The 24,146-nt window shown below is 64.7% G+C and carries 23 protein-coding genes; 15 read left to right on the top strand and 8 right to left on the bottom strand.

Annotated elements, in window-relative coordinates; genetic code table 11:
• Positions 1–162: 162 nt before the first annotated feature.
• From ACTNBZ_RS13240 to spoIIP, 5 genes are all read right to left on the bottom strand, one after another.
• On the bottom strand, positions 163–669 hold the full coding sequence (locus ACTNBZ_RS13240; protein ID WP_441210615.1) for a CarD family transcriptional regulator: 507 nt from the start codon (positions 667–669) through the stop codon (positions 163–165).
• A 13-nt stretch (positions 670–682) separates the two neighbouring features.
• Positions 683–922: a hypothetical protein gene (locus ACTNBZ_RS13235; protein ID WP_441210613.1), complete on the bottom strand. Its 240-nt coding sequence runs from the start codon at positions 920–922 to the stop codon at positions 683–685.
• A gap of 231 nt (positions 923–1,153) precedes the next feature.
• Positions 1,154–2,509 (bottom strand): S1C family serine protease, encoded by a 1,356-nt coding sequence (locus tag ACTNBZ_RS13230; protein ID WP_441210611.1) that lies wholly within the window; start codon positions 2,507–2,509, stop codon positions 1,154–1,156.
• 82 nt (positions 2,510–2,591) lie between these two features.
• Complete coding sequence (gene ytvI / locus ACTNBZ_RS13225) at positions 2,592–3,782, bottom strand: sporulation integral membrane protein YtvI (RefSeq protein ID WP_441210609.1); 1,191 nt, start codon at positions 3,780–3,782, stop codon at positions 2,592–2,594.
• 108 nt (positions 3,783–3,890) lie between these two features.
• Positions 3,891–5,066: a stage II sporulation protein P gene (gene spoIIP, locus ACTNBZ_RS13220; protein WP_441210607.1), complete on the bottom strand. Its 1,176-nt coding sequence runs from the start codon at positions 5,064–5,066 to the stop codon at positions 3,891–3,893.
• A 213-nt stretch (positions 5,067–5,279) separates the two neighbouring features.
• On the opposite strand from spoIIP, the gene ACTNBZ_RS13215 reads away from it, so the two are divergent.
• The 11 genes from ACTNBZ_RS13215 (at position 5,280) to ACTNBZ_RS13165 (ending at position 15,425) form a co-directional block, all read left to right on the top strand.
• Complete coding sequence (locus ACTNBZ_RS13215; protein ID WP_441210605.1) at positions 5,280–5,732, top strand: MarR family winged helix-turn-helix transcriptional regulator; 453 nt, start codon at positions 5,280–5,282, stop codon at positions 5,730–5,732.
• A gap of 50 nt (positions 5,733–5,782) precedes the next feature.
• Positions 5,783–6,628 (top strand): DegV family protein, encoded by an 846-nt coding sequence (locus ACTNBZ_RS13210; RefSeq protein ID WP_441210603.1) that lies wholly within the window; start codon positions 5,783–5,785, stop codon positions 6,626–6,628.
• A gap of 403 nt (positions 6,629–7,031) precedes the next feature.
• Positions 7,032–7,544, top strand: coding sequence for an N-acetyltransferase family protein (locus ACTNBZ_RS13205; RefSeq protein ID WP_441210601.1), 513 nt, complete (start codon positions 7,032–7,034; stop codon positions 7,542–7,544).
• A gap of 71 nt (positions 7,545–7,615) precedes the next feature.
• On the top strand, positions 7,616–8,200 hold the full coding sequence (locus ACTNBZ_RS13200; protein ID WP_441210599.1) for an HD domain-containing protein: 585 nt from the start codon (positions 7,616–7,618) through the stop codon (positions 8,198–8,200).
• 5 nt (positions 8,201–8,205) lie between these two features.
• Positions 8,206–9,582 (top strand): MATE family efflux transporter, encoded by a 1,377-nt coding sequence (locus tag ACTNBZ_RS13195; RefSeq protein ID WP_441210597.1) that lies wholly within the window; start codon positions 8,206–8,208, stop codon positions 9,580–9,582.
• A gap of 82 nt (positions 9,583–9,664) precedes the next feature.
• Positions 9,665–10,105 (top strand): hypothetical protein, encoded by a 441-nt coding sequence (locus tag ACTNBZ_RS13190; RefSeq protein WP_441210595.1) that lies wholly within the window; start codon positions 9,665–9,667, stop codon positions 10,103–10,105.
• Positions 10,106–10,145: 40 nt separating this feature from the next.
• A complete protein-coding gene (locus ACTNBZ_RS13185; RefSeq protein ID WP_441210593.1) occupies positions 10,146–10,652 on the top strand; it encodes a shikimate kinase in 507 nt (168 codons plus the stop codon).
• Between the two features lie 33 nt (positions 10,653–10,685).
• A complete protein-coding gene (locus ACTNBZ_RS13180; RefSeq protein ID WP_441210592.1) occupies positions 10,686–11,429 on the top strand; it encodes a UTRA domain-containing protein in 744 nt (247 codons plus the stop codon).
• Between the two features lie 250 nt (positions 11,430–11,679).
• Positions 11,680–12,642: a methenyltetrahydromethanopterin cyclohydrolase gene (locus ACTNBZ_RS13175; protein ID WP_441210590.1), complete on the top strand. Its 963-nt coding sequence runs from the start codon at positions 11,680–11,682 to the stop codon at positions 12,640–12,642.
• A 17-nt stretch (positions 12,643–12,659) separates the two neighbouring features.
• On the top strand, positions 12,660–13,334 hold the full coding sequence (locus tag ACTNBZ_RS13170) for a hypothetical protein (protein ID WP_441210588.1): 675 nt from the start codon (positions 12,660–12,662) through the stop codon (positions 13,332–13,334).
• Positions 13,335–13,544: 210 nt separating this feature from the next.
• Positions 13,545–15,425, top strand: a complete 1,881-nt coding sequence (locus ACTNBZ_RS13165) for a DEAD/DEAH box helicase (RefSeq protein ID WP_441210586.1) — start codon at positions 13,545–13,547, stop codon at positions 15,423–15,425.
• A gap of 78 nt (positions 15,426–15,503) precedes the next feature.
• On the opposite strand, the gene ACTNBZ_RS13160 is transcribed toward ACTNBZ_RS13165, so the two are convergent.
• Both ACTNBZ_RS13160 and ACTNBZ_RS13155 read right to left on the bottom strand, forming a co-directional pair.
• Positions 15,504–16,070 carry a sporulation protein gene (locus tag ACTNBZ_RS13160; RefSeq protein WP_441210584.1) on the bottom strand — a complete coding sequence of 189 codons (567 nt, stop codon included), beginning with the start codon at positions 16,068–16,070 and terminating at the stop codon, positions 15,504–15,506.
• 96 nt (positions 16,071–16,166) lie between these two features.
• Positions 16,167–17,930, bottom strand: coding sequence for an ABC transporter ATP-binding protein (locus tag ACTNBZ_RS13155; RefSeq protein WP_441210582.1), 1,764 nt, complete (start codon positions 17,928–17,930; stop codon positions 16,167–16,169).
• Positions 17,931–18,379: 449 nt separating this feature from the next.
• Between ACTNBZ_RS13155 and ACTNBZ_RS13150 the strand changes: the two genes are divergently transcribed.
• On the top strand, positions 18,380–19,294 hold the full coding sequence (locus ACTNBZ_RS13150; protein WP_441210580.1) for an AEC family transporter: 915 nt from the start codon (positions 18,380–18,382) through the stop codon (positions 19,292–19,294).
• Here the strand turns inward: ACTNBZ_RS13150 and ACTNBZ_RS13145 are convergent.
• Positions 19,291–19,587, bottom strand: a complete 297-nt coding sequence (locus ACTNBZ_RS13145; protein WP_441210578.1) for a DUF1294 domain-containing protein — start codon at positions 19,585–19,587, stop codon at positions 19,291–19,293. The two genes, ACTNBZ_RS13150 and ACTNBZ_RS13145, sit on opposite strands and share 4 nt — an antisense overlap.
• A gap of 157 nt (positions 19,588–19,744) precedes the next feature.
• Between ACTNBZ_RS13145 and ACTNBZ_RS13140 the strand changes: the two genes are divergently transcribed.
• The 3 genes from ACTNBZ_RS13140 to ACTNBZ_RS13130 all read left to right on the top strand — a co-directional run bounded on the left by ACTNBZ_RS13140 (position 19,745) and on the right by ACTNBZ_RS13130 (position 23,836).
• Complete coding sequence (locus ACTNBZ_RS13140; protein ID WP_441210576.1) at positions 19,745–21,097, top strand: MATE family efflux transporter; 1,353 nt, start codon at positions 19,745–19,747, stop codon at positions 21,095–21,097.
• Positions 21,098–21,210: 113 nt separating this feature from the next.
• Positions 21,211–22,302, top strand: a complete 1,092-nt coding sequence (locus ACTNBZ_RS13135) for an S-layer homology domain-containing protein (protein WP_441210574.1) — start codon at positions 21,211–21,213, stop codon at positions 22,300–22,302.
• Between the two features lie 52 nt (positions 22,303–22,354).
• Positions 22,355–23,836 (top strand): M20/M25/M40 family metallo-hydrolase, encoded by a 1,482-nt coding sequence (locus tag ACTNBZ_RS13130; RefSeq protein ID WP_441210572.1) that lies wholly within the window; start codon positions 22,355–22,357, stop codon positions 23,834–23,836.
• Positions 23,837–24,146: the final 310 nt, after the last annotated feature.

Genomic DNA, 24,146 nt, shown 5'->3' with positions numbered 1-24,146 from the left:
GAGAGCTATATGAGTGAAATTTTATTATTGGTAACCCCGTATGTCGTGTGCTTTTATAAAATCTGATAAAAAAAAGCGGATTTTGTTTTTTTTTGTAAACGGTCGGGCCGGGGGGCCCAACCCCGCGGGGCCTCTTTTTGCTGTCCGGGAAAGGGGCGGGGTTCACGCGCTCTCGCTGAGGACCTGTTTGATATACCGGGGGACCTCCTCCCGGTCCATATCAAGAGCCACGGCCAGCTCCCCATAGAGCTGATCCTCCGCCAGGCGCATATAGCGCTGGTCCAGCTTTCCGGGCTTCCTGCCATGGGCGCCGGCGGAAGCGTTTTTCTGGTAGATGGCCTTGATGAGCCGCACCAGATCGCCGCAGTCCGAGGTCTGACAGGCGTCCTGATACCAGCGGGAGAGGGCGGGCAGGCTCTGGACCTCCACCGTCTGGGCCTGGATGGAGGGGATGCTGCGGATGAGGGCCTCGGCCTCCTCCCGGGTGAGGATGGGGCGCAGGAGCACCCTGGTGTCCACCGGGACATAGATGGTCTCATTGCCATAGAGCGGTGACAGGGTATAGTAGAGCCGGTGGGGGTCCGCGCCCCGGAAAGGGGCCTCTCCCACCGACAGTACCTTACAGACGCCGTTGCGGCCGTACACGAGCAATGTTCCCTCTGGATACATGGGCGCCACCCGGTCAGTCCAGATAATTGCCGCAGGGATAGGGGCTGTAGGCCTTTTTGATCTTGATGACGATGGAGCCGTCGCTCTGGGTGGTCTCCTCTTCGATCTTGTATTTGGTGCGGCGGCGGTCCAGGGAGAGCTTATAGTTCTCCACCTCCCGCTTGACGATGGCCAGCGCCTCCTCATGGCTCACGTCGTCCTTGAGGGTAAAGTGGATGGTCTGCTGCAGGCAGGCATATTTGACGCGCTTCATAGGAAAGGGCCTCCTTTGCTTTGATAGTATAATTTTAGCATAAGAGGCCGGAATTTCTCTAATGAAAAATAAGACGGAAAATCATTTTTGTGAACTTTTGCAGTTTTTAGAGGCGCTATTTTTGTAAAAAATGCAAAGAGGAGAATAAAACAAGAAAGAACGGATCCGGAGCAAAAGAGGGTGAACAGTACAAAGATCCGCCTCCCCGAAGGGAGGCGGATCTGCCGGGATTCAATAGTTGGAGCCGAACCCGAAGCCGAAGGGCCAGTTGCTGTAGTAGCCGCCCTGCTGCTGCCGGGCCTGCTGCTGGCGCTGCTGGGAGAGCTCATCCTGCAGGTCGCTGAGGGCGTCCTGCCGGTCCTGGTTATCCTCGTCCAGGGTGAGGGACAGGTCGGTCTTGCCGCCGTCCCGATAGACCGTGAGGGTGATGGTGTCCCCGGCCTTCTTCTGCCGGACGGCAGCCTTCAGCTCCTCGCCGGAGGTGATGTCAGTGCCGTCCACGGCGGTAATGATGTCACCCTGCTTCAGTCCGCCCTTTTCCGCGCAGGAACCGGAGAGGACAGCCTCCACATATGCGCCCTGGGGCACGCCGTACTGGGTGGCGGCGGAGGACACGTCGTTCATCAGGATGCCCACATTGGGCTTTCCGGTAACGTAGCCGTGGGCAATGATGTCCTGGATCATGTCCTTCACGTCATTCATGGGGATGGCGAAGCCCAGACCCTCGATGCTGGCGGAGGAAGAGGAACTACCGCTGGAGAGCTTGGCGGAGGTGATGCCCACCACCTCGCCGTAGGAGTTGAAGAGGGGACCGCCGGAGTTGCCCGAGTTGATGGCGGTGTTGGTCTGGATCATATTCATGGTCTCGCCCTCGCTGGTGGTCACGCTGCGGTCCTTGGCGGAGACCAGACCGTCGGTGAGGGACCAGGTCAGCTCACCCAGGGGGTTGCCGATGGTGTAGACGCTCTCGCCCACCACCAGGGAGTCCGAGTCGCCCAGCTTCACCGGGGTGAGGCCGGCGGCGTCGATCTTCAGCACGGCCACGTCGTTTTCAGCCTCGCCGCCCACCAGTTTGGCGTCATAGCTCTGGCCGTTGACGAAGGCCACCTTGATGGCGGTGGCGCCCTTGATAACATGGTAGTTGGTGACGATGTATCCGTCGGCGGAGATGACGAAGCCGGAGCCGGCGGCAGCGCCGGTGACAGGGAAACCGAAGGTGTTCTGGGTCACCAGCTCGGTGGTGATGCCTACACAGGCATCCACATTGGCGGCGTAGATCTGGGCGGCACTGAGCACGTCGCCCGATTTGACGCTGGCGGTGTCCACATTGATGGGCTCATGCTGGCCCTCGTAGAGAGTGGTGGATTCTCCGGAGCCCAGGCTGCGGCTCAGGTACCAGGCGCTGCCGCCGCCCACCAGCCCGCCGGCCAGGGCACAGCACAGGGCCAGAGCCACGATCCTGGCGCCGGAACCCTTTTTCCTGGGGGCCGGGGCGGGAGCAGAGCCGTTGTCCCAGGGATCGTGAACCCGGTACTGATTGGTCTCGATGGGCTCCTGGGGATCTCTATGATAATCGCCGTAGTACATAAACGAATCGCTCCTTATATCTGTTTTCCCTTTGAACTGTGCCTAGCATACCCAAAAAGTATGTCTAAAACATGAAGAAACTTCACATCTTTTTTGAATTTCCGCCGGAGGACGGCCGGTCGCGGAGAAAGGCGGCCAGGTCGCCGGCGGCCAGGCGCAGGTCCTCCAGCACAGGGGTGAACACCCCCAGGCGGCAGATATTCAGAAAGACCATACATACCACGGGAGCCAGGATCATGCCCAGCACCCCTGCCAGGCGCATGCCCACATAGATGCTGATAAGGGAGACCACCGGCGGCAGGCCGGTCTGGTCCCCCACGATCTTGGGCTCGCCCACCCGCCGGAACAGGGCGATGACGCCCCAGATGACCATCAGCTCCACCGCCTGGCGCAGATTGCCCAGGCACAGGTCCACCACAGCCCAGGGGACCATGACGGTGCCCGCGCCCACGATGGGGATGAAGTCCAGCACCGCCAGCAGAAAAGCCAGCAGCAGGCCATAGGGCTGTCCTGTCAGGGTAAAGCCGGTGAGCAGGATAAAAAAGACCCCCACGGAGAGGATGAACTCCGCCTTTACGTAGCCGCCGAAGGCAGACATGGCGGCGGCGCGGACCTCGGTCAGAAACCGGCGGGCCCGGCCGGAAAAGCGGCTGGAGACCAGAAAACGGATGTGGGGATAGTCGGCGGTGATGTAATAGGAGCCCATGAGAAAGACCACCGTGGCCACGGCAAAGGAGGGGACCCGCCTGGCCACATCGGTGGTCCGCAGGGCGGCCGCCGAGACCAGATCGGGCAGGGTGCGGCTGAGCCAGGAGAGCAGGTGGGAAGAGAGGTCGCGGAGCGCCGTATCCACGGCGGCGTTTATCTGGGCAGGCAGCAGGGCCATAAACCGGGAGAAAAAGCGGCTGACGGCGTCCATGCTGGCCTGGACAGCCTCCAGAATGGCGGACCAGTTATTGGCCAGGGAGATCAGCTCGCTGACAATGTTCCAGACGAAGGCGGTCACCAGGCCCCCGGCAACCGCCAGAATGAGCAGGATAAGCAGCAGGGACAGCAGCTTTCGGGGGGCGCCCAGCCGCTTCTGGATGCCCCGGACAAGGGGGTTGAGGAGCCATGCCGTCACAAAGGCCAGCACAAAGGGCATGAACAGAGAGAGGAGCGGGGGAACGGCGCGGACCAGCAGCCAGATACACAGCGCCGCCAGCGCCAGCCGGATCCCCAGGCGCGCCCAGAGCCTTCCCCGCTCCCGCCAGGACAATTCCCGTTCTTCCATGGTATGACCTCCCGTCGCAGTGATTGCTATTCCAGCAGTATACCACGCGGGATGGGAGAAGGATAAAGAAATTATGAACAATTCCATGTTTTTTCGGCGTAGGGACAGTCATTTCAGCCCCAGGAAGACCTGCCCCGCCGCCCGGGCAAAGCAGCGCGCGCCGGCGAGGGCCTCCTGCAGGGTGTTGCCGTGGCTGCCCACCTCCACCAGCAGGGAGCCGGGGGACAGGTTCTGGTTGTACACTGTGCCCCGCAGGGTCATGGGCCGGGCCAGGGTGGGATAGAGGGTGTCCAGGCTCTTCTGGATGCGGACGGCCAGAGCCAGATTTTCGGTCCAGTTGGGGTGCCCCTCCCCGCTGCCCAGCACCAGCATCACCTGGGCGGTACGCTCCCCGTCCACCCGGGTCACCGCCTTGTAGACGGTGCCGTCGGTCCCCACCAGGGCGTCCCGGTGGACATCCAGCACCAGCCGGAGGGAGGGATACTTGTTCAGATATTCCTGCACCACAGGGCCGGAGCGGCCGTAGGACCCGCTGTATTTGGGGTAATCGTAGATGCCCTTGTCGTGAAGGACCTGTAGTCCCATCTCGGTAAAGACCCGCTCCATCTCGTCCCCCACCCGGATGACGTTCTGTTCCTGATCCAGGGTGCGGGAATTGCTGTCGGTGGGGGTATAGGTGTCGCTGCCGTCGGGGGTGTAGGCCTCGGTGCTGTGGGTGTGAATGATGAGGATCTGGGGCCCCTCCGCCGGCAGCCTGAAGGGCACCTCCGCCGCCAGGGCGGCGGACAGGTCCACCGGCAGCTGGGTGCGGTTGTAGAGATAGAGCCCGTCGGCATAGGCATATCCCTGGGTGGTGGTGGGCACCAGGGTGCGCTCCACAATGTCCTCCGGCGCGGCGGTGATGGCGGGGGGCTCGTCACTCTCCTCGTATTCGGGGGACGGGGCGGCGGGAGTGGGCGCGGGGGAGACGGTGGGCGCGGGAGAGCGGGACGCTTCGCCGGTCCCCTCTCCTGCCGGTCCCTGACGGAGGTAGGCGGACTGGCGGAGCACCAGCCGCTGCCAGAAGTCCATCCCGTCCATCACGTCCCCGGTCCCCGCCACCGGGCCCAGTTCGGCCCGCAGGGCGGCGGTGACAAAATCAGGGTCCTCCCCCAGGGCCTGAAAGGCGCCGGCGGCCGCGCCCCGCCCGGCGCCGGCGGTGAGGGTCCAGAACGCGGCGGCGGCCAGAAAAAAGGCGCCGCTCCGCCGCAGTACCAGGCCCCACCGGATACGCTCCTGTTTCATATCGGATCTTCCTTTCTCTTTTGCGTGACGGCTTGTACACTCCACCCTATGCGCCCCCACGGCGGGATATGCGGAGGAAGCAGGCAAAATTTTTCATATGAAATTTAGTTTGATATTCAAAATAGATTGACATTCTTCCGCAGTCCGATATAATAAGGGAGCCGGTGATCGGGACGGCGGAAAGCCGTCCGCCGGGAAAGGAGCGACCGCCAGTTGGAAACAGATGCTTCCGTGATGAACCGCTTTCTGGTGGAGGTATTCAACGAGATCTTGAAGACGGAGGAGCGCAGCCTCACCGGGGACTATCCGGATCTGTCCATCCGGGAGATCCATCTCATCGGGGAGGTGTGTGCCGCCGCCGGCGGGGAGCGGGACAACCGTTCCACCGCCATTGCCGCGGCCCAGCGTGTCACCGCCGGGACCCTGACCACAGCGGCCGGGGCGCTGGAGCGCAAGGGATATCTGGAGCGCCGCCGGGACCAGAAGGACCGGCGGGTGGTGCGCCTTTTCCCCACTGACCGGGGCCGGGAAGTGGACCGCCGCCACGGGGCCTTCCACCGGGAGATGGTGGAGCACATCCTGGGCGTGCTGACGCCGGAGGAGGCCCGGTGCTTTACAAAGGGCCTGGGGGCGGTGGCCGCCTTTTTCCGGGGCCGGAAGGACTGAGCCGGTCCCGCGTCCATATTGTGTGTTTTGCTTGTATGAAGGGAGCTTGAATGATGATCCGTATCGTGACTGACAGCACCAGCGACCTGCCCGCCGCCCGGGCGGCGGAGCTGGGAGTGGAGATCCTGCCCCTCTCCGTCCACTTTGGAGAGGAGTCCTTCCGGGACGGCGTGGATATCACCAAGGAGGAATTTTATGCCCGCCTGGCCGGGGTGGACACCCTGCCTACCACCGCCCAGATCCCCCCGGAGCAGTTTATCGACGCCTTCCGCCGCCTGACCGAAAACGGGGACCAGGTGCTGGGCGTTTTCCTCTCCAGCGACATGTCGGGCACTTACCAGTCCGCCATGATCGCCCGGGAGGTCGTGGATGAGGACAACATCGCCGTGGTGGACTCCCGCACCGTCACCTTCGCCCTGGGGCTGCTGGTGGAGGAGGCCTGCGCCCTGCGGGACCAGGGTCTGTCCCTGGACGAGCTGCGGCAGCGGGTGGAGGCCCTGGCCGGACGGGTGCGGCTGCTGGCGGTGGTGGACACCCTGAAGTATCTGAAGATGGGCGGGCGCATCTCGGGCGCCACCGCCGTGGTGGGCGGCCTGCTGGGCATCTGCCCCATCATCACCATTGAAAACGGGCTGGTGGCCTCCATCGGAAAGGGCCGGGGACGGAAGGCCGGCTTCCAGTTCATCGCCAGGTGGCTGGAGGAGAAGGAGAAGATCGATACCGGCCTCCCCGTGGCCTTCGGCCATTCCAACGCGCCCCAGGTCATGGCCGACTGTATGGAGTTCTTCCGGGAGCAGACCATGGGGGCCCGGCTGTGCCCCATGGACATCGGCTCGGTGGTGGGCACCCATGTGGGACCCGGCGCCGCCGGACTGGCCTTCTTTGTCAAGGAATAAAAACGCGCAAAGAGTTGTCCCCCCCGCCGGCCAGCCCCGGCGGGCGGAACTTTTTTTCTTGCGCAAGCGGAAAAAGCGCGGTATCATAATGTCTGCTGAATAAACCGCTTTGCGGTTTATTCGTGCGGCAGCAGCCGCACAATTCGATCAAAAGGGCCATTCTCAGCCCTTTTGATCGAATTCAGGCATTGTTACAATGCGTATTTCCGATGAAGCGCCGCAGCGCTTCATCGGAACGTGCAAGGTTTTTGGGTGAAACCGCCCAAAAACCTTGCACCCGAACAAAGCTGATTGGCCTTGTAAGCCTTGGCTTTCAAGGCTTACAGCTTTGTTCAGTACGCATTATCATAGACAGACAGGTCGGAAAATGCGGCGTACTGCACGCACGGTGGGAGGAAGCGATATGGAATTCATTCCGGCACAGCCCCGGCATCTGGAGGAGATCTGCGTCATCATGGAACAGGCCAGGGCCCAGCTCAGGCGGCTGGGACTGGACCAGTGGCAGAAGGGCTACCCCTCCCGGGAGGTCTGGGAGCAGGACATCAGGGACCGTGCCGCCTGGCTGGCGGCGGAGGGGGAGCAGGTTTTGGGGGCCTTCATGTTCCAGACCGTGCCGGAGGAGGCCTATGACGTCATCGACGGGAGCTGGCTGACCGGGGGACCCTACGCCTCCATCCACCGGGTGTGCGTGCGGGACGGCAGCAAGGGCCGGGGCGTGGCGGGCGCCATGTTCGCCCACGGCTTTGAACTGGCCCGGCAGGCGGGCTTTGACTCGGTGCGCATCGACACCCATCCGGAGAACCGGCCCATGCGCCGGGCGCTGGAGAAGGCCGGCTTTGTACTCTGCGGCACCATCCGCCTTGTAAGGGGCGGCGAGAAGGGAGACCTGCGCCTGGCCTACGAGCGGGTGCTGTGACCCTTGGCCCCCGGGAGAAACTGTGATATGATCATCGGACACCACGTTCAAAACAATAAGGAGGGACCGCCATGAGCGCCCGAGAGGAATTCATTGAACTCTTCACCACCTACATCCACCGGGAGGGCAGCGGGGCCCTGCTGGAGTATTTGCAGAACAAGAGCGACTTCTTTACCTCCCCCGCCTCCGCCAAGTTCCACGGCGCTTATGCCGGCGGCCTGTGCGACCACAGCGTCAACGTGTACCACTGCCTGCGGGAGTATCTGGAGCGGGAGCGGGTGCGGGAGCTCTACGGCCTGGAGTACAGCGACGAGTCGGTCGCCGTGGTCTCCCTGCTCCACGACGTGTGCAAGATCGGCTGCTACAAGGCGGGCAGCCGCAACGTGAAGGGGCCGGACGGCAAGTGGCAGGCGGTGCCCACCTTTTTCTATGAAGACAATCTGCCCTACGGCCACGGGGAGAAATCGGTGTACATCCTCAGCGGCTTCATGCGCCTGAGCCGGGAGGAGGCCATGGCCATCCGCTGGCACATGGGCTTTTCGGGCGCCGAGGATCCCCGCATGGTGGGCCAGGCCCTCCAGCAGTATCCCCTGGCCTTTGCGCTCAGTGTGGCCGACATGGAGGCCACCTATTTCCTGGAGAATGAGGAGGGCTGATCCCTTTGGCAAAGCGGGAAAATGATCTGGGCCGGGACCCGGTAGGCAGGCTGCTGGTGCGGCTGGCCCTTCCGGCCATCACGGCCCAGCTGGTCAACGCCCTTTACAACATCGTGGACCGGATGTACATCGGCCATATCCAGCCCGGCGGCGACCTGGCCCTCACCGGTCTGGGGGTCTGCTTCCCGGTGCTGATGTTTGTCTCGGCCATCTCGGCCCTGGTGGGCGTGGGCGGCGGCTCCCGGGCGGTGGTCCGCATGGGCGAGGGCCGGACGGAGGACGCCAACCGTATCCTGGGCAGCTGCGCCGCCCTGCTGACCGTCCTCGCCCTGGCGGTGACCGTGCTCTTTCAGCTCATCAAGGAGCCCATGCTGCTGGCCTTCGGCGCCAGCGGCAACACCATCGGCTACGCGGTGGACTATCTGACCATCTACCTGTGGGGCACTGTTTTTGTGGAGATCTCCCTGGGCCTGAATTTCTTCATCACCACCCAGGGCTTTTCCACGGTTTCCATGGCCACAGTGCTCATCGGCGCGGCGGTCAACATCGTGCTGGACCCGGTCTTTATCTTCGGGCTGGGCATGGGCGTGCGGGGCGCGGCCCTGGCCACTATCACGGCCCAGGGGGTGTCCGCGGTGTGGGTGCTGCGCTTCCTCACCGGGAAAAAGACCAGGCTGCGGCTCCAGCGGCGGTACTTCCGGCTGGACGGAAAGGTGCTGGCCCCGGTGGTGGCCATCGGTGTGTCTCCTTTCATCATGCAGTCCACCGAGAGTCTGGTGAACATCTCCTTCAATTCCTCCCTCTACCGCTACGGCGGGGATGCGGCGGTGGGGGCCATCACCATCGGCAGCAGCGTGATGCAGGTGTTCTCCATGCTCTTCCAAGGCCTGGCCCAGGGAGCCCAGCCCATCATCGGCTTCAACTATGGGTCGGGCAGACTGGACCGGGTACGCAGGGCATTCCGGCTGCTGTTCTGCTCCTCGCTGGTCTTCAGCTGCTCGGCCTGGGCGCTGGTCCAGCTCTTCCCCGCCGCCTTCGTGGCTATTTTCAACGACCAGCCGGAGCTGGTGAATCTGGCGGTATGGGGACTGCGGATCTATCTGGCGTGCCTGTTCATGATGGGCATTCAGTTCTCCTGCCAGCAGACCTTTGTGGCCCTGGGAGAGGCCAGGGTCTCCCTTTTCCTGGCACTGCTGCGGAAGATCATCCTGCTCATCCCGCTGATCTTTCTCCTTCCCCGGTTTTTTGAGGACAAGGTATTTGCGGTGCTTGTGGCCGAGCCCACCGCCGACTTCCTGGCGGCCACCTGCACGGGCCTGGTGTTCCTGCGGCGGTTCCCCCGGATCCTCCGGCGGCGGGAGGAGGAGCTGAAACAAAGCTGAGGGCGGATATGCCCCGGGGCGTTGCCCTGGGGCATATTTTTTGATATAATACAGTAAAGATGCAGAGTAAGGAGGTGGCTTTATGCGGAAGGTGACCTGTAAGGACTGCGGCAGGCGGTATGACTACGATGTGGATGATTTCTGCCCGAAATGCGGCAGCTATAATCCGCCCGACGATCCCGGGAGCACCCAGCTGGAGCGGGAGCTGCTCTCCCGCTTTGAGACCGGCCGCAGCTGTCAGAACGCGGCGAATCCTGCCCCGGTCCGGGACAGCCGCCCCGCCGGCGCCGCCCAGGAGGAGAGAGGCCGCCGCCACAGCGCCCGGGTCGAGGACTGCGCCTCCTGCGTCCCCAAGACCATGGTGCGCCCGCCGCTGGCCGGCGCGGGGCCGATGCAGTACCGCCGCAGGCCGGTGCAGAAGGGCTCCAATCCGGGAAAGATCATCCTCATCGTGGTGGGTGTGCTCTTCCTTATCAATTTCCTGCTGCCCCTGGCGGCCAGCCTGCTCTGGGTGCTGGACTAGGAAATAAAAATACCCGGGCCCTGTGCTGCGGAAAGGAGATATGGCATTGAAAAACATTACCCTCATCGGAATGCCCGGCTCAGGAAAGAGCACCATCGGCGTGCTGCTGGCCAAGACCCTGGGCTTTGACTTTCTGGACACGGACCTGCTGATCCAGACACGGGAGAACGCCCTGCTGCAGGATATCCTGGACGCCCACGGCACCGAGGATTTTCTGGAGCTGGAGGCGGACGCCATCTGCTCGGTGGAATGCGACCGCACGGTCATCGCCCCCGGGGGCAGCGTCATCTGCCGGGAGCGGGGCATCGAGCACCTGCGCTCCCTGGGGCCGGTGGTCTACCTGCGCATCCCCTGCCAGGTGCTGGAGCAGCGCATCCAGAACATGGGCTCCCGGGGCATCGCCTTCAAACCGGGAGAGACCCTGCGGGATATCTATGAATACCGCACCCCGCTCTATGAAAAATATGCCGACATCGTGGTGGACGGCGACCGGGGTAGCATGGAGGAGTCGCTGGCCGCGGTGCTCCAGGCCCTGATCGGCTGCTGACGCCGCCTGACGGCAGGGGGAACGGATATCACTATGAAAAAGGACATTGAGATCACACCGCTGGACAGCTCTGAGCTCTCGCAGCGCACCAAGCTGGCCCTCATCGAGCTTATCCGCAGCAGCGAGAGCGACCGGCCCTTCAAGCTGCCCAACGAGGATAAGCTGGCCCAGATGGTGGGCGTCAGCCGGAACGCTTTGCGGGACGCCCTCGCCTCTCTGGAGGAGATGGGGTTCGTCACCCGCCAGCGGAGCAAGGGCACCATGGCCAATCCGGTGGTGGCCCGGGAGACCTGCCGGCTGGACACCGATCCCGGCGTGTTCCGTATGATCGAGGGGCAGGGGAAAACGCCCCACAGCCAGGTCCGGCGGCTGGAATTCGTGGAGGAGAACGACCCGGTGCTGGGGACCGCGTCCAGCTCCTATCTGAATCTGGAAAAACTCTTCTATGCCGACGACCGGCCTGTGGTCTTCTGCGCCGACCATATTGAGGGCAGCGTGGCCCGGCGGGGCGAGGACGCCATCCAGACCCTGCGGGAGAGGAGCTGCTTCAGTTTCCTCAAGGAAGCCTGCCGCCAGCCGGTGGCCTACTCCATGGCGACCTTTGACGTGCTTCAGGCCGATGAGCGGCTCCAGGAGCTCTTCGGCGTGGGGCCGGAGGCTCTTTTCCTCCAGATGGACGACGTGGTCTATTCCCGGGATCTGGAGATCATCTGTCATCAGACCTCCTATTACCGCAAGGGGGATTTCTCGGTAAAGGTCCTGCGCAAGGGCTGGTGACCGGGATGTGCCATTCCAAAGCGAAACAGATCACTGTCCCGGTCCGCCAACGGCGGACCGGGATTTTTTTGTACTCATCCGGTTCGGCCGTTCCGCCCCGGTGGGGCAAAACCAATCCCGGACCGGACGTTATGCACAAATATTTTCTCAAACAGTCCGGAAAGATGTTGATTTTATCCCATATACGTGGTACAGTCTCTATTAGTAGGATTATACTACAATACTACCAATAGAGAAAGGAGGGCGTTTTTTGGAGTTCTCCCTGAACCAACGCGCGCTTGGTATCCTTCTGCGGGACGTGCTGCCCTGCCAGGAGCAGCTGGGCGTCCGGGCCCACCGGCTGGGCAATGGCGCCACCGTGGTGGATATGGGCGTCCATGAGAAGGGCGGCTGGCAGGCCGGAAAGCTCTTCACCGAGACCGGCCTGGGGGGCCTGGGCCGGCTGGACTACACAGTGATGAGCGTAGGCGGCCACCTGCTTCCTGCCGCCACCGTAACGGTGGACCGGCCCGCCGTGGCCGAGCTGGCGGCTCACGACGCCATCTATGTGCTGGAGCACCGGGGGGTGCGCACCACCTTTTCCGGCCCCTTCCGCTCCATCGGCGGGATGGACGCCTATGCCCGGGCGGTCCCCTATCGGGATCCGTGGGGGAAAAAGGCGGTGTGCCACATCCAGACCACGGAGCTCCCCGATGAAGGGATGGCGGAGGCCCTGGCCCTGGCCATCGGCACGGTGGAGCCGGAGGACCTGTACATCCTGGCGGCCAGGACGGGGACCCTCACCGGGGCGGTACAGGTGAGCGCCCGGAATGTGGAGCAGACCTTCCCCACCCTGCTGGACCGGGGGTTTGATGTAAACTGCGTGCTCCAGGCCTCGGGCAGCGCCCCCATCCTCCACATGGCAGAGGACGAGTACGTGGCCTATGGCCGGGTCAACGACTGTCTGATCTACGGACAGGAGACCAACCTCTGGGTGGACTGCGGAGACGAGGAGATCCGGCGAATCCTTCCCGACCTGACGTTTGACAAAAATACCGACATTTACGGCACTCCCTTTGAGGAGCTCTTTGCCCGCAGCGGCCGCAACTGGGCCCACGTGCCCCGGGACTGGGACGCGCCCTGCAGGATCAATTTCTTCAACCTGCGGACCGGCCGCGCCTTCTCGGCGGGGCATATCGATCCGGAGCCCATGGTGCGGGATCTTCTGGGATGAATATGAGGTGGATATGCATGGATATGTTTGAATATGCCGAAAAGGCTTTTGCCGACATCCTGGCGGACTGTCCCGCCAACGGCTGCCAGGCCCGGGGGATCGACCGGGTGGACGCAGGGAACGGCGTGCCCGGGGGCTGGAGCTCGGCCCGCCGCCTGGCCGAGGGGCTGTACGGCGGGAGAGCCATCGTCAATGTGTCCCAGCAGCTGCTGGACGGCTGGCAGACCCCCACGGCGGAGGTGCTGTGCGACGATCCGGTGTCCACAGCCGGACATTTTACGGTGGAAAACGGGGCGATGGGGCTGAAGCGGTCCGACGGAACCTATGCGCTGGCCTACAGCCGGGCGGATACCGGGATATGCGGCAATCTGGTCACTGCCCGGCCGGCCAGCCTCTGTGCCGCTGTGACCGACGCGGCCCGGCTCATCCCCGACGCTGTTGCGTATCTGCTGGGGAACGGACTGCATGAGGAGCAGATCCAGTGGGCCTGGTCCTGCGCCCCGGTGGTGCTGACCACATTCCAGGAGAAGGCCGTTCAGGCAACCCGGCAGGAGGCCGTTTCCGCCCATGGGGTGTGCAGTATCTGGGTCCGGGGGGATGACCGGGGGCTGGAGGCCCTGGCCCGGGGCTATGGGGCCTGCCGCCTGCGGCTGCACAGCGTGGAGCGCGCCAGGACCTACGGCGCCGGATAGGACATATGGCGCCGGGCGCCGCAGCGGAAAGTGGGCCAAAAGGGGTGTTTTTTCGCCTGTTACAGAGGATGCCCCCTTGTATTTCGGTCAAAATGTGATATACTAAATCAGTTAGATTCATCGTGCCCGCGCCCGCCGGTCTTTCCGGCGGGCGCAGGTGCGTCACAGGGGCGCCTGCCCCGGAAATAAACTGTAAAGGAACCGACCGATATGACCTTCCAAGAACTCGGCCTCATCCCGCCCATCCTGGGGGCGTTGGCCGATCTGGGCTATGAGCAGTCCTCCCCCATCCAGGAAAAGGCCATCCCGCCGGCCCTGGCGGGGCGGGACGTACTGGGCTGCGCCCAGACCGGCACGGGCAAGACCTGCGCCTTTGCCGCCCCCATTCTCCAGCGGCTCTCTGCCGCGCCGGTGAAGGGACGGCCCATCCGCTCCCTGATCCTCACCCCCACCCGGGAGCTGGCCCTCCAGATCCAGGAGAGCTTTGAGGCCTATGGAAAGAATTTGCCCCTGCGCTCCGCCGTTATCTTCGGCGGCGTGGGCCAGGCCCCCCAGGTGGAACGGATAAAGCAGGGCGTGGACATCCTGGTGGCCACCCCCGGTCGCCTCATCGACCTGTACCAGCAGAAGCTGCTGGACTTCTCCCGGCTGGAGATCTTTGTGCTGGACGAGGCCGACCGGATGCTGGACATGGGCTTCATCCATGACGTGAAGAAGATCCTCAAGTGGCTCCCCGCCAAAAAGCAGACCCTGTTCTTCTCGGCCACCATGCCCCCCGAGATCACCGAGCTGGTGGGCTCCCTGCTCCATGACCCCGCCCGGGTGGTGGTGGACCCGGTGTCCTCCCCGGTGGAGGTCATTGACCAGCGGCTCTACTACGTGGACCGGGGCAACAAGACCAGGCTTCTCGTCTCCCTCATCCGGGAGGACGGGGTGAAAAACGCCCTGGTCTTCACCCGCACCAAGCACGGCGCCAACAAGGTGGCCGGCGATCTGCAGAAAAACGGCATCACCGCCGCCGCCATTCACGGCAACAAGAGCCAGACTGCCCGGCAGCAGGCTCTGGCCGACTTCAAGAGCGGCCGCATCCAGGTGCTGGTGGCCACCGACATCGCCGCCCGGGGCCTGGACATCGAGGAGCTCTCCCATGTGTTTAACTACAACCTCCCCGACGTGCCTGAGACCTATGTCCACCGCATCGGCCGCACCGGCCGGGCGGGCCGGGGCGGTACGGCGGTGTCCTTCTGCGACATCAATGAGAAGGACGAGCTCAAGGCCATTGAAAAGCTGCTGGGCCGTCCGGTGCCGGTGGTGGAGGACCACCCCTGGCCCATGGAGGTCTTTGAGCCCCTGCCCCGGGATAAAAAGGGCCGCCCGGTGAACCCGGAGGACGCCGAGGCCCGCGCCGCCGCCCGGGAGCGGAAGGCGGAGCGCCGCAAGGCTGCCGCCCAGACTCCCGCCCCGGTGCAGACGGAGACGCCCCCGGCCACCCCTTCCCGGAAGAAAAAGCGGAAGGAAAAAGCCGCCGCTCCCGCCGAGCCCCCCGCTCCGGTCCCCGCACCCGCGCCGGAGGAGTCCGCCGTGGCCCGGAAGAAGCACGCCCGGGGCTACCGTGCCAGCGCCACGCTGGAGGAGGCCTTGGCGGCCACCGCTCCCGCCCGTCCGGCGGAGGAGCGCGGCGGCATGGAGTTCCGCTGCCGGGACCCCCTGGCAGGGGACACCATCCTGGACGCCACCGCCCGGCTGCTGGCCCCCCGGCCCCGGATGTTCCAGAGCCCGTCCCGCCCGGCGGAGGAGCCCGCCCGGAAGAAGAAGGAGCGCAGGCCCGCCCGGAAGGGAGCGCCCCAGAGCACGGCCCAGCCCCAGGCAAAAGCGGGCGGAAAGGGCGGGCACAGGCAGCCCGCCGCCAAACAGTCCGCCCCCGGGCAGGAGAAGGGAAACAGCCCCATGGATGTGCTTTCCGGTGGCAAAAAGCGCCGCCGCCGGGGGAACGGAGGCCCGCGGGAGGTGGAACTGCGCCGGGACGGCGTGAAAGACTCCACCGAGCTGTCGGCCAGCCTGATGAAGCCCTATTACCTCAGCGACGATTAAAAAAGGCGGGCCGCAGCCCGCGCCTGTCGTATCAAACCCAGCGCCGCCGGAGAGGATGCCCTCCCCGGCGGCGCTTTTTCATCCCTCCGGGACCAGGACCCGCCAGGCCCCCAGGGCGATGAGCAGGGCCCCGGAGAGGGGCAGGGCGTACTTTCCCAGCAGACGGCCCGCCAGCCCCGCCCCCAGGCGGCGGCCCAGGGGGAGGGCGGCCAGGGTCACCAGAAAATTGGCCAGGGCGGCCAGAGGGGCGGAGATCCCGGCGGTACCGGCCGCCACCCCCACCCCGGCGTTGTTCACCGCCAGGGCGGCGGCCAGGGAGACCCAGCCCCCCAGACCGGGAGAGGCCGGGCCCTCGGGCTCCCCGCCCCGGCCCCGTAAGTAGTCCAGCAAAAACCAGCAGCCGATGGCCACGATGGCCAGTCCTCCCAGTACCCCCGCCGCCGGGGCGGACAGAACGGCCCCCGCCCGGTCCCCCAGAACCAGGGAGAGCCAGGTCACCGCCGTGGTCACCGCCGCCAGCACCAGCGAATGGACGGGGGAAATGGCCGTTCCCCTGGCCCCGTAGCCCGCCGCCAGCAGCACCGTGTCCAGATTGCAGGCCAGCGCCAGGCAGAACGCCGCCGCCAGCGCCGAAACAGGCTCCATAGCGCACCTCCTTTTCCGTCCATCCTATGCGGAAGGGGAAAAGAGTGCGAAAACGCCCCGGAGGCCATGCTCCGGGGCGCTGGGTATATGGGAGGCTCAGGTCTCCGCCGCCTCCTGGGCCCGGCGGAGGGCGGCGTACTCACCGTTCCGGGCCATCAGCTCCTCATGGGTGCCCTCCTCGGCGATGCCGCAGCCGTCGATGACCACGATGCGGGAGGCCGAGCGGATGGTGGAGAGCCGGTGGGCGATGATGAGGGTGGTGCGGCCCTGGGCCAGCTGGTCGAAGGCGGACTGGATGCGGTGCTCGGTGACACTGTCCAGGGCGGAGGTGGCCTCGTCCAAAATCAGGATGGGCGGGTTTTTCAAAAAGATGCGGGCGATGGAGATGCGCTGCTTCTGGCCGCCGGAGAGCATCACGCCCCGCTCTCCCACGTAGGTCTGGAACCCGTCGGGCATCTCCATGATATCGTCGTAGATCTCGGCCCGTCTGGCGGCGGAGACCACCTCGGCCTCAGTGGCGTCGGGCCGGCCGTAGCGGATGTTGTCGTAGATGGTGCCGGCGAAGAGGAACACGTCCTGCTGCACGATGCCGATATTCTCCCGCAGGGACTTCTGGGTCAGCCGCCGCACATCCGTACCGTCCAGGCAGACGCGGCCGCCGGTCACGTCGTAGAACCGGGGGATGAGCTGGCAGAGGGTGGACTTGCCGCCGCCGGAGGGGCCCACCACCGCCACCGTCTCGCCGGGCTTCACGTGCAGGGACACATGCTCCAGTACGGCGGGGGCGCCGCTCTCATACCGGAAGGTCACGTCCTCCACCCGGATGTCCCCCTTCACCGGGGCGGAGGCCCCCAGGTCCACCGCGTCCGGGGCGTCCTGGATCTCAGGCTCCAGGCGCATCAGGTCCACGAAGCGCTTGAAGCCGGCGGTGCCCTGCATCAGCATCTCCATAAAGGTGGACAACTTGCGGATGGGGCTGATGAAGGTGGTCACATACAGGGAGAAGGTGGTCAGGACGATGAAGTCCATCTCCCCTTGCATGATGAGATAGCCGCCGTAGGCGATGACCAGCACGGGCATCAGGCCCATGGCGAACTCCATGCCGCTGAAATAGACCGCCATGGACCGGTAGTAGTCCCGCTTGGCGGTGCGGTAGCGGGCGTTGGAGCGGTCGAATTTTTCCTGCTCCGTGTCCTCATTGGCAAAGGCCTTGGCGGTGCGCATGCCCGAGATGGAGGACTCCAGCTCTCCGTTGATGCCGGCCAGCTTCTTCTTCACCTCGGTGGAGGTCTCCAGCATCCGCCGGCGCTGGAAGAAGGAGAAGGCCAGGAACACCGGGATCACCAGAAAGACCACCAGCGCCAGCCGCCACTGGATGGTCAGCATGACCAGAAAGGCCCCCACCAGGGTCACGACGGAGATGAAGATGTCCTCCGGGCCGTGGTGGGCCAGCTCGGTGATCTCAAAGAGGTCGCCGGTGACCCGGCTCATCAGGTGGCCGGTGCGGTTCTTGTCAAAAAAGGAGAAGGACAGCCGCTGCATGTGGGAGAAGAGGTCCCGGCGGATATCGGCCTCCAGCCGCACGCCCATGAGATGCCCCCAGTAGGTGACGATGAAGCTCATCACTGCCTTGAGCACGTAGGCTCCCACCAGGATGCCCATGACCGCGAAAAAGGCCTGGAACAGCCGGCCGGGCAGCAGCGTCTGCATGGCCCACTTGGAGACCAGCGGGAAGCTCAGGTCCACCAGCGAGATGCCGAAGGCGCAGATCATGTCCAGCAGGAAGAGTTTGATATGGGGTCGGTAATAGGATACAAAGATGCGGAAATAGCCGCGGCTGCGGAATTGCTCCGGTGACATGGGACAGATCCTCCTTTTCCTTGTCATGATCCCTGTGTCAGATCAGTATAGGATCTCAGGGGCGGTTTTGTCAAATTCCGGCTTCATTCGGAATTTACAGGATAAAAGAAACCCGGTATAATAATGTCTGCTGAATAAACCGCTTTGCGGTTTATTCGTGCGGCAGCAGCCGCACAATTCGATCAAAAGGGCCATTCTCAGCCCTTTTGATCGAATTCAGGCATTGTTACAATGCGTATTTCCGATTAAGCGCCGCAGCGCTTCATCGGAACGTGCAAGGTTTTTGGGCGAAACCGCCCAAAAACCTTGCACCCAAACAAAGCTGTAAGCCTTGTAAGCCTTGGCTTTCAAGGCTTACAGCTTTGTTCAGTACGCATTATAATAAGTGGATGACCGATCTGCTGACATGGGGAGTGTGACCTCTTGTGAATCCTCTTCTGGAAAACCTTATGACTGTTACAGTGCAGGTGGGTACCCTGTTCCTGCTGATGGGAGTGGGCTATCTCCTGGCCAAACGGGGCAGGCTCACCGCCGCCGCCCTGCCCCAGCTCTCCTTTTTGCTGCTGTACGTGGTCACACCCTGCATCATCATCGATACCCTTCAGGGCGGGTGCGAGCCGGGAATGGCGGGGGGTCTGGTGAAGGCCACCGCCGCAGATCTGGCCCTCTATGCGGTGTGTGCTCTGATGTGCGCCCTGTTCTTCCGGCGGGAGGCCCCCGATACCCGGGATACGCTGCGCTTTTCGGTGGTGTTCGGCAATACGGGCTTTATGGGCTTTCCCCTTATCGCCGCCGTGCTGGGACAGGAGGCGCTGATCTACGCCATGCCCGTATTCGTGGCCTTCCAGGTGGCGGTATGGACCTACGGCGCCTGCCTCATGGGCGGGCGGGAACAGCTTTCCCTGCGGAAGATGCTCCTCTCTCCCCCGCTCATCGGCATATGGGTGGGCCTGCCGCTCTTTTTTCTGGGGCTGCGGCTGCCCGAGCCCATCAGCGGCACCCTGGGCTATCTGTCCGACCTGAACACGCCCCTGGCCATGGTGGTCATCGGCGCCCAGATGGCTGCCGCCGACCTGCCCGCCACCTTCCGGGGCCGCAGGCTCTATGTCAGCGCGGCGCTGAAGCTGGTGGTTTCTCCGGTGCTGGCGGGGGTGCTGCTGCTGCCCTTCCATCTGGATCCCATGAGCTATACGGCATTGGTGGTGCTTGCCGGAGTGCCCACCGCCGGCGTTACCTCCATGTTCGCCCAGCAGTTTGGCCGGGATACCGACAGTGCGGCCCAGAGCATCACGCTTTCGACCCTCCTGTCCATCATTACCCTGCCTGTGGTGGCAGTACTGGCCCAGCGGGCGGCGGGGCTTTAGCCCCGGCCCCGCAGGAAGAAAAAGAGACTCAGGGCCGCCTGGGCGGCCAGGATGGCGGGCAGGCCGAAGCGGAAATACCAGTGCTTCGTCTTGTGGCGGAAGGTCCTCATCCCCAGGACGGTCCCCAGGGAGCCCCCCAGCAGGGCCACGAAGAAGAACGTGCGCTCCCGGATGCGCCATTGATCCCGTTTTGCCCGGCGCTTGTCCACCCCCATCAGGATGAACCCGGCCAGATTGATCAGGATCAGATAGCCCAGGATCACCGGGCGCCAGGATACAGGTATGTTCCCCATGCTCATTCCTCTCTTTCCGGTCTGACCTGTGTCCCATCAGTATATCAGTTTTTGGCCCGCCGGTCAAAGCCGGTTGTTTTTTGCCGGGAGGAGTGCTATACTGCGCTCTGCCGGGGACATATGTCCCCCTTTTATTCTGTCCGGAGGATATGACCACATGAATGAACGCTCCCTGATCTGCGGAGACGTGCGCATCACGCTGCTCCGCTTTGCGCTGCCCTTTCTGGCGGCCTCCCTGCTCCAGTTCCTCTACGGCGCCGCCGACCTGATGATCGTGGGCCGCTTTTCCAACGCCGCGGGGATCGCCGCCGTGTCCACCGGCAGCGAGGTGATGGCCGCCCTGACCAACCTGGTCATGGGTCTTGCCACCGGCGGCACCGTCCTCATCGGCCAGTATATCGGCGCCGGCCGGCAGGAGGACCTGCGCCGTACCGTAGGCACCATGTTCACCCTGTTCAGTCTGCTGGCGGTGGGGCTGGCCGTGATCTTCGTCCTGCTCACGCCCGGCATCGTCACTCTGATGCGGGTGCCCGGCGAGGCGGCGGCCCCCGCCCGGAGCTATCTCTTCATTTGCTCCTGCGGCGTGGTGTTCATCACGGGCTACAACATGGTCAGCGCCATCCTGCGGGGCATGGGGGACTCCAAGCGGCCCATGTACTTTGTGGCGGTGGCCTGCCTGTGCAACATCGCGGGAGATCTGCTGCTGGTGGGCGGCCTGGGCATGGGCGCCACCGGCGCGGCCGTGGCCACCGTGGCGGCCCAGGGGATCAGCCTGCTGCTCTCCATCGGCGTGCTGCGCAGGCGGGATTTCCCTTTCGACTTTAAGCGCTCCAGCTTTGTTCTGCGGCGGGACAAGACGGCCCATATCCTGCGCCTGGGGATCCCGGTGGCCCTTCAGAATGTGCTGGTGAGCCTGTCCTTCCTCATCATCACCGCCATTGTCAACGGTATGGGCCTGAATCAGGCCGCCGCCGTGGGAGCCGTGGAACGGATCATCGTGTTCTGCATGATGGCGCCCTCCGCCTTCTCCGCCGCCCTCTCCGCCCTGTCTGCCCAGAGCATGGGAGCCGGGCTGCCCCGGCGGGCCAGACAGGGACTGGGATACGGCATCCTCTTTTCCCTTTTGTGCGGCGGTGTCTTTTTCGCTCTGATCGAGCTCTTCCCCGACCGGGCGGTGGCCCTCTTCACACCGGATGGGGAGGTCATCCGCCACGGCGCGCTCTATCTCCGTAGCTACGGCATCGACTGTATCCTGGTGTGCTTTATCTTCTGTCTCAACGGCTTTTTCGGCGGCTGCGGCCGCACCACCTTCACCATGGCCAACAGCCTGGCGGCCACCTTCCTGGTGCGGGTGCCCGTGGTGCTGGCGGTGAGCCGGATCCCCGGCGCCAACATGTTCCACATCGGGCTGGCGGCTCCCGCCGCCTCCTGCCTGCAGATCGTCATACAGCTCGTCTATCTGCGTACCGGCCGCTGGAACCGCCGGCTGGTGGAGCGGGAGGAGGAATGACCCCGGGAGCATCCCTTTCCCGGGAAAAGGGACGGAGAGGGGCCCGGACGGGAACCTTTTGCCCCTGCCGCCGTCTATTATGGTATCATCCGTCAGAGAGGAGCGAATCTGCTTTGAACCATCACATATCCCGCCGCCTGTCCGCCCTGGGACTGGCGCTGATCCTTGCCGTCCCCGCCGGGGCGGCGGGCATGTCCGCCTTTGTCCCCAACGGGCCCTATTCCGGGTTCTCCGACGTCCCTGCCGGGGCGTGGTATACCGCCGATGTGGAGCAGGCCGTGAAGCTGGGCCTGATGAAGGGCAAGGGGAACGGTACATTTGACCCCCAGGGGAAGCTGTCTGCGGCTGAGGCCATCACCATGGCAGTGCAGGTCCACGCGGCCTACACCGGACAGACCTTCACCCCCGGCGGCTCTCCCTGGTACAGGAACGCCCTGGACTACGCCCTGGAAAACGGGCTGGTCCTGCGGGGCGAGTTCTCAGACTACACGGCACCCGCCACCCGGGCCCAGATGGCCGGGCTTTTTGCCTATGCCCTGCCCACAGGTGAGCTGGAGCGGATCAACCGGGTGGCCGCCGTTCCGGACGTGTCCGCGGACACCGACCACGCCGGGGCCATCTACCTGCTCTACGGCGCCGGCGTGCTGGCAGGCACCGGCGGCGGCGCCTTTCAGCCTCAGGCCACCATCGACCGGGCCTCGGCCGCCGCCATTCTCAACCGGGTGGCCCTGCCCGGGAGCCGGGTGACCCTGAGCCTGGACCGGGCCCCGGCGGGGACCACGGCGGAGAGCCCGGACGGGGCCTTCCGCCTGACCTTCGGCGTGGGCGGCTGGGAGGAGATCAGCGCCGACGGCGCCGCGGGCCTCCGCTTCCAGGACAAGAGCGGTACCCTGACCGCCCTCTCCTGCCGCAAGGACAGCCGGACGGAGAAGAACCTGGAGGACTTCGCCGTGGGACGGCTCACCGCCCTGCGGGACGAGCTGGGGGGCCTGGAGCTGCTGGAGCAGCCGGGAATGGCCCTTTTCCGGGGCTTGAGCGCCCTGACCTGGAGCTACCGGGCGGAGGGGAGGCTCCACACCGTGATCTGTGTGGAGAACACCGGTTTCTATGTGACGCTGGACCTGGCCGTACAGGAGGGCGAAGGGGCGGACGAGTGGTATGGGCAGATGCTCTCCACCGCCTATACCCTGGATCTGGCGCTGTAACAGCCGGCAATGACAGAGACAGCCGCCCGGGGCGGAGCACGGAGGAGAAAGCATGGAGAGAAAGTTTGAGACACAGAACACCCGGGTGGAGCGCCTGGGGGGAGCCGAGACCATCATCCGGGGCATCCTGGAGGAGTTCCGGGGGCTCAATCAGGTGCCCCACGGATCCCGGAACGAGAAGGCCGAGAGCGACTATCTGATGGAGCGGCTGCGGCGGATGGGGCTTTCACCGGTGCGGGACACGGCGGGCAACGTGATGGCCGACGTGCCCGCCGCGCCGGGGCAGGAGGACCGGCCCCTCCTCATCCTCCAGGGCCACATGGACATGGTGTGCACCGTCCGGCCCCCCTTCGATCCCCTGCGGGACACCCCCAGGCTGGTGGTGGAGGACGGGGTGCTCCGCACCGACGGGAATTCCACCCTGGGGGCCGACAACAACCTGGGCAACGCCACGGTGCTGTGGCTGCTGGAGCAGGGACTGGCCCACGGCCCCCTGCGCCTCCTCTTCACCGTGTGCGAGGAGGTGGGCCTCCAGGGCGCCCGGCAGGTGGACCCGGCCTGGCTCTCCGGGGCCTACGGTTTGCTGAATACCGACGGTTTCCACCTGGGCCGGGCCATCGCCGGCTCGGCCGGCGGGCGGCGGGAGACCTACGCCCGGCCGCTGGAGACCGAACCGGAGGCGGAAGGGGCGGCCGCCTGGCGGCTGCGCATCCGGGGCGGGACCGGCGGCCACTCGGGAGACGACATCCACAAGGGCCGCCTGAACGCGGTGCGGGCGCTGGCGGCTTTCCTCTCCAATGCATTGGAGGACGGCTTCCGGGCGGCGGACTTTGCCGGCGGCAGCGCCCACAACGCCATCCCCATGGAGGCCGCCGCTGTCCTGACGGCCGCCCCCGATCAGGCGGCGGAGCTGGAGCGGCGCGTTGCCGCCCTGGCGGCGGCGCTGCGGGAGAAATACGGGGGGACCGACCCGGCCCTGGCGGTGGAGCTTGCCCCCTGCCCCGTTCCGGAGCGGGTATGGAGCCGGGAATGCGCGGCGGAGACCTGCGCTCTGGCCGCCGGGCTCTTCAACGGCGTGTACGCCATGCACCCCGACTTTCCCCAGGTGGTGGGGGCCTCGGCCAACGTGGGCCGGGTGTTCGCGGAGGACGGGAAAATCAAGGTCATGGCCTTCATCCGCTGCGCCCGGCGAGAGGAGGAGGAAATCCTCTTCGCCCAGCACGACGACACCGCCGCGAAGCGGGGCTTTGCGATGGAAGAGGTCTCCTGCTACCACGGCTGGCCGGGCAGCCCCAACAGCCGCCTGATCCGGGTGCTCTGCGGCTGCTACCGCCGGGAGAGCGGGGCGGAAATGGAGGTCACCGCCGTCCACGTGGGGCTGGAGCCCTCGGTGCTGGGGGAGAAAAATCCGGAGCTGGTGATGGTGAGCACCGGGCCCGAGATCCTGGACGCCCACTCGGTGGACGAGCGGGCCCCGCTGGAGGGCCTGCCCCGCTATGCCGCCACCCTGGCCGGCGTGCTGGAGGAGATCTGAGCCTGCCCGGTTCTCCGCCCTACGGATCCAGGGCGGCGGGGCGGGGGCGCCCCGCCCTGGGGATCTGGGGTGACGGCGGGGCGGGGGCGCCCCGCCCTGGGGATCTGGGGTGACGGCGGGGCGGGGGCGCCCCGCCCTACTGTGCTTATGCAAGGTGTGTTTTGGGCGGCAAAAAGGACAAGAACTGTCCCCCGGTCCCGTGAAGTGACCCCGAAAAGTTAGACAATATTTCGAAGCAAAAATTGTTCAAGCAACCGAAAGGGCTTGTTGTCTGTGAAGAGCAGGCGGCAAGCCCTTTAGCTTCGCCTTG

Source organism: Pseudoflavonifractor sp. HCP28S3_F10 (genome assembly GCF_052065415.1).
Taxonomy (GTDB): Bacteria; Bacillota; Clostridia; order Oscillospirales; family Oscillospiraceae; genus Pseudoflavonifractor_A.
Note: the sequence above shows the minus strand (reverse complement) of the source record. Positions and strands in the feature narration are given on the sequence as shown.

Coding starts and splice junctions, on each gene's coding strand:
- spoIIP (WP_441210607.1), bottom strand. CDS start 5,066: ATGAAACAGGAGCGTATCCGGTGGGGCCTGGTACTGCGGCGGAGCGGC.
- ACTNBZ_RS13200 (WP_441210599.1), top strand. CDS start 7,616: ATGAGCGCCCGAGAGGAATTCATTGAACTCTTCACCACCTACATCCAC.
- ACTNBZ_RS13180 (WP_441210592.1), top strand. CDS start 10,686: ATGAAAAAGGACATTGAGATCACACCGCTGGACAGCTCTGAGCTCTCG.
- ACTNBZ_RS13190 (WP_441210595.1), top strand. CDS start 9,665: ATGCGGAAGGTGACCTGTAAGGACTGCGGCAGGCGGTATGACTACGAT.
- ACTNBZ_RS13235 (WP_441210613.1), bottom strand. CDS start 922: ATGAAGCGCGTCAAATATGCCTGCCTGCAGCAGACCATCCACTTTACC.
- ACTNBZ_RS13185 (WP_441210593.1), top strand. CDS start 10,146: ATGGCATTGAAAAACATTACCCTCATCGGAATGCCCGGCTCAGGAAAG.
- ACTNBZ_RS13150 (WP_441210580.1), top strand. CDS start 18,380: ATGACTGTTACAGTGCAGGTGGGTACCCTGTTCCTGCTGATGGGAGTG.
- ACTNBZ_RS13165 (WP_441210586.1), top strand. CDS start 13,545: ATGACCTTCCAAGAACTCGGCCTCATCCCGCCCATCCTGGGGGCGTTG.
- ACTNBZ_RS13145 (WP_441210578.1), bottom strand. CDS start 19,587: ATGGGGAACATACCTGTATCCTGGCGCCCGGTGATCCTGGGCTATCTG.
- ACTNBZ_RS13240 (WP_441210615.1), bottom strand. CDS start 669: ATGTATCCAGAGGGAACATTGCTCGTGTACGGCCGCAACGGCGTCTGT.
- ACTNBZ_RS13230 (WP_441210611.1), bottom strand. CDS start 2,509: ATGTACTACGGCGATTATCATAGAGATCCCCAGGAGCCCATCGAGACC.
- ACTNBZ_RS13205 (WP_441210601.1), top strand. CDS start 7,032: ATGGAATTCATTCCGGCACAGCCCCGGCATCTGGAGGAGATCTGCGTC.
- ACTNBZ_RS13210 (WP_441210603.1), top strand. CDS start 5,783: ATGATGATCCGTATCGTGACTGACAGCACCAGCGACCTGCCCGCCGCC.
- ytvI (WP_441210609.1), bottom strand. CDS start 3,782: ATGGAAGAACGGGAATTGTCCTGGCGGGAGCGGGGAAGGCTCTGGGCG.
- ACTNBZ_RS13130 (WP_441210572.1), top strand. CDS start 22,355: ATGGAGAGAAAGTTTGAGACACAGAACACCCGGGTGGAGCGCCTGGGG.
- ACTNBZ_RS13170 (WP_441210588.1), top strand. CDS start 12,660: ATGGATATGTTTGAATATGCCGAAAAGGCTTTTGCCGACATCCTGGCG.
- ACTNBZ_RS13160 (WP_441210584.1), bottom strand. CDS start 16,070: ATGGAGCCTGTTTCGGCGCTGGCGGCGGCGTTCTGCCTGGCGCTGGCC.
- ACTNBZ_RS13140 (WP_441210576.1), top strand. CDS start 19,745: ATGAATGAACGCTCCCTGATCTGCGGAGACGTGCGCATCACGCTGCTC.
- ACTNBZ_RS13155 (WP_441210582.1), bottom strand. CDS start 17,930: ATGTCACCGGAGCAATTCCGCAGCCGCGGCTATTTCCGCATCTTTGTA.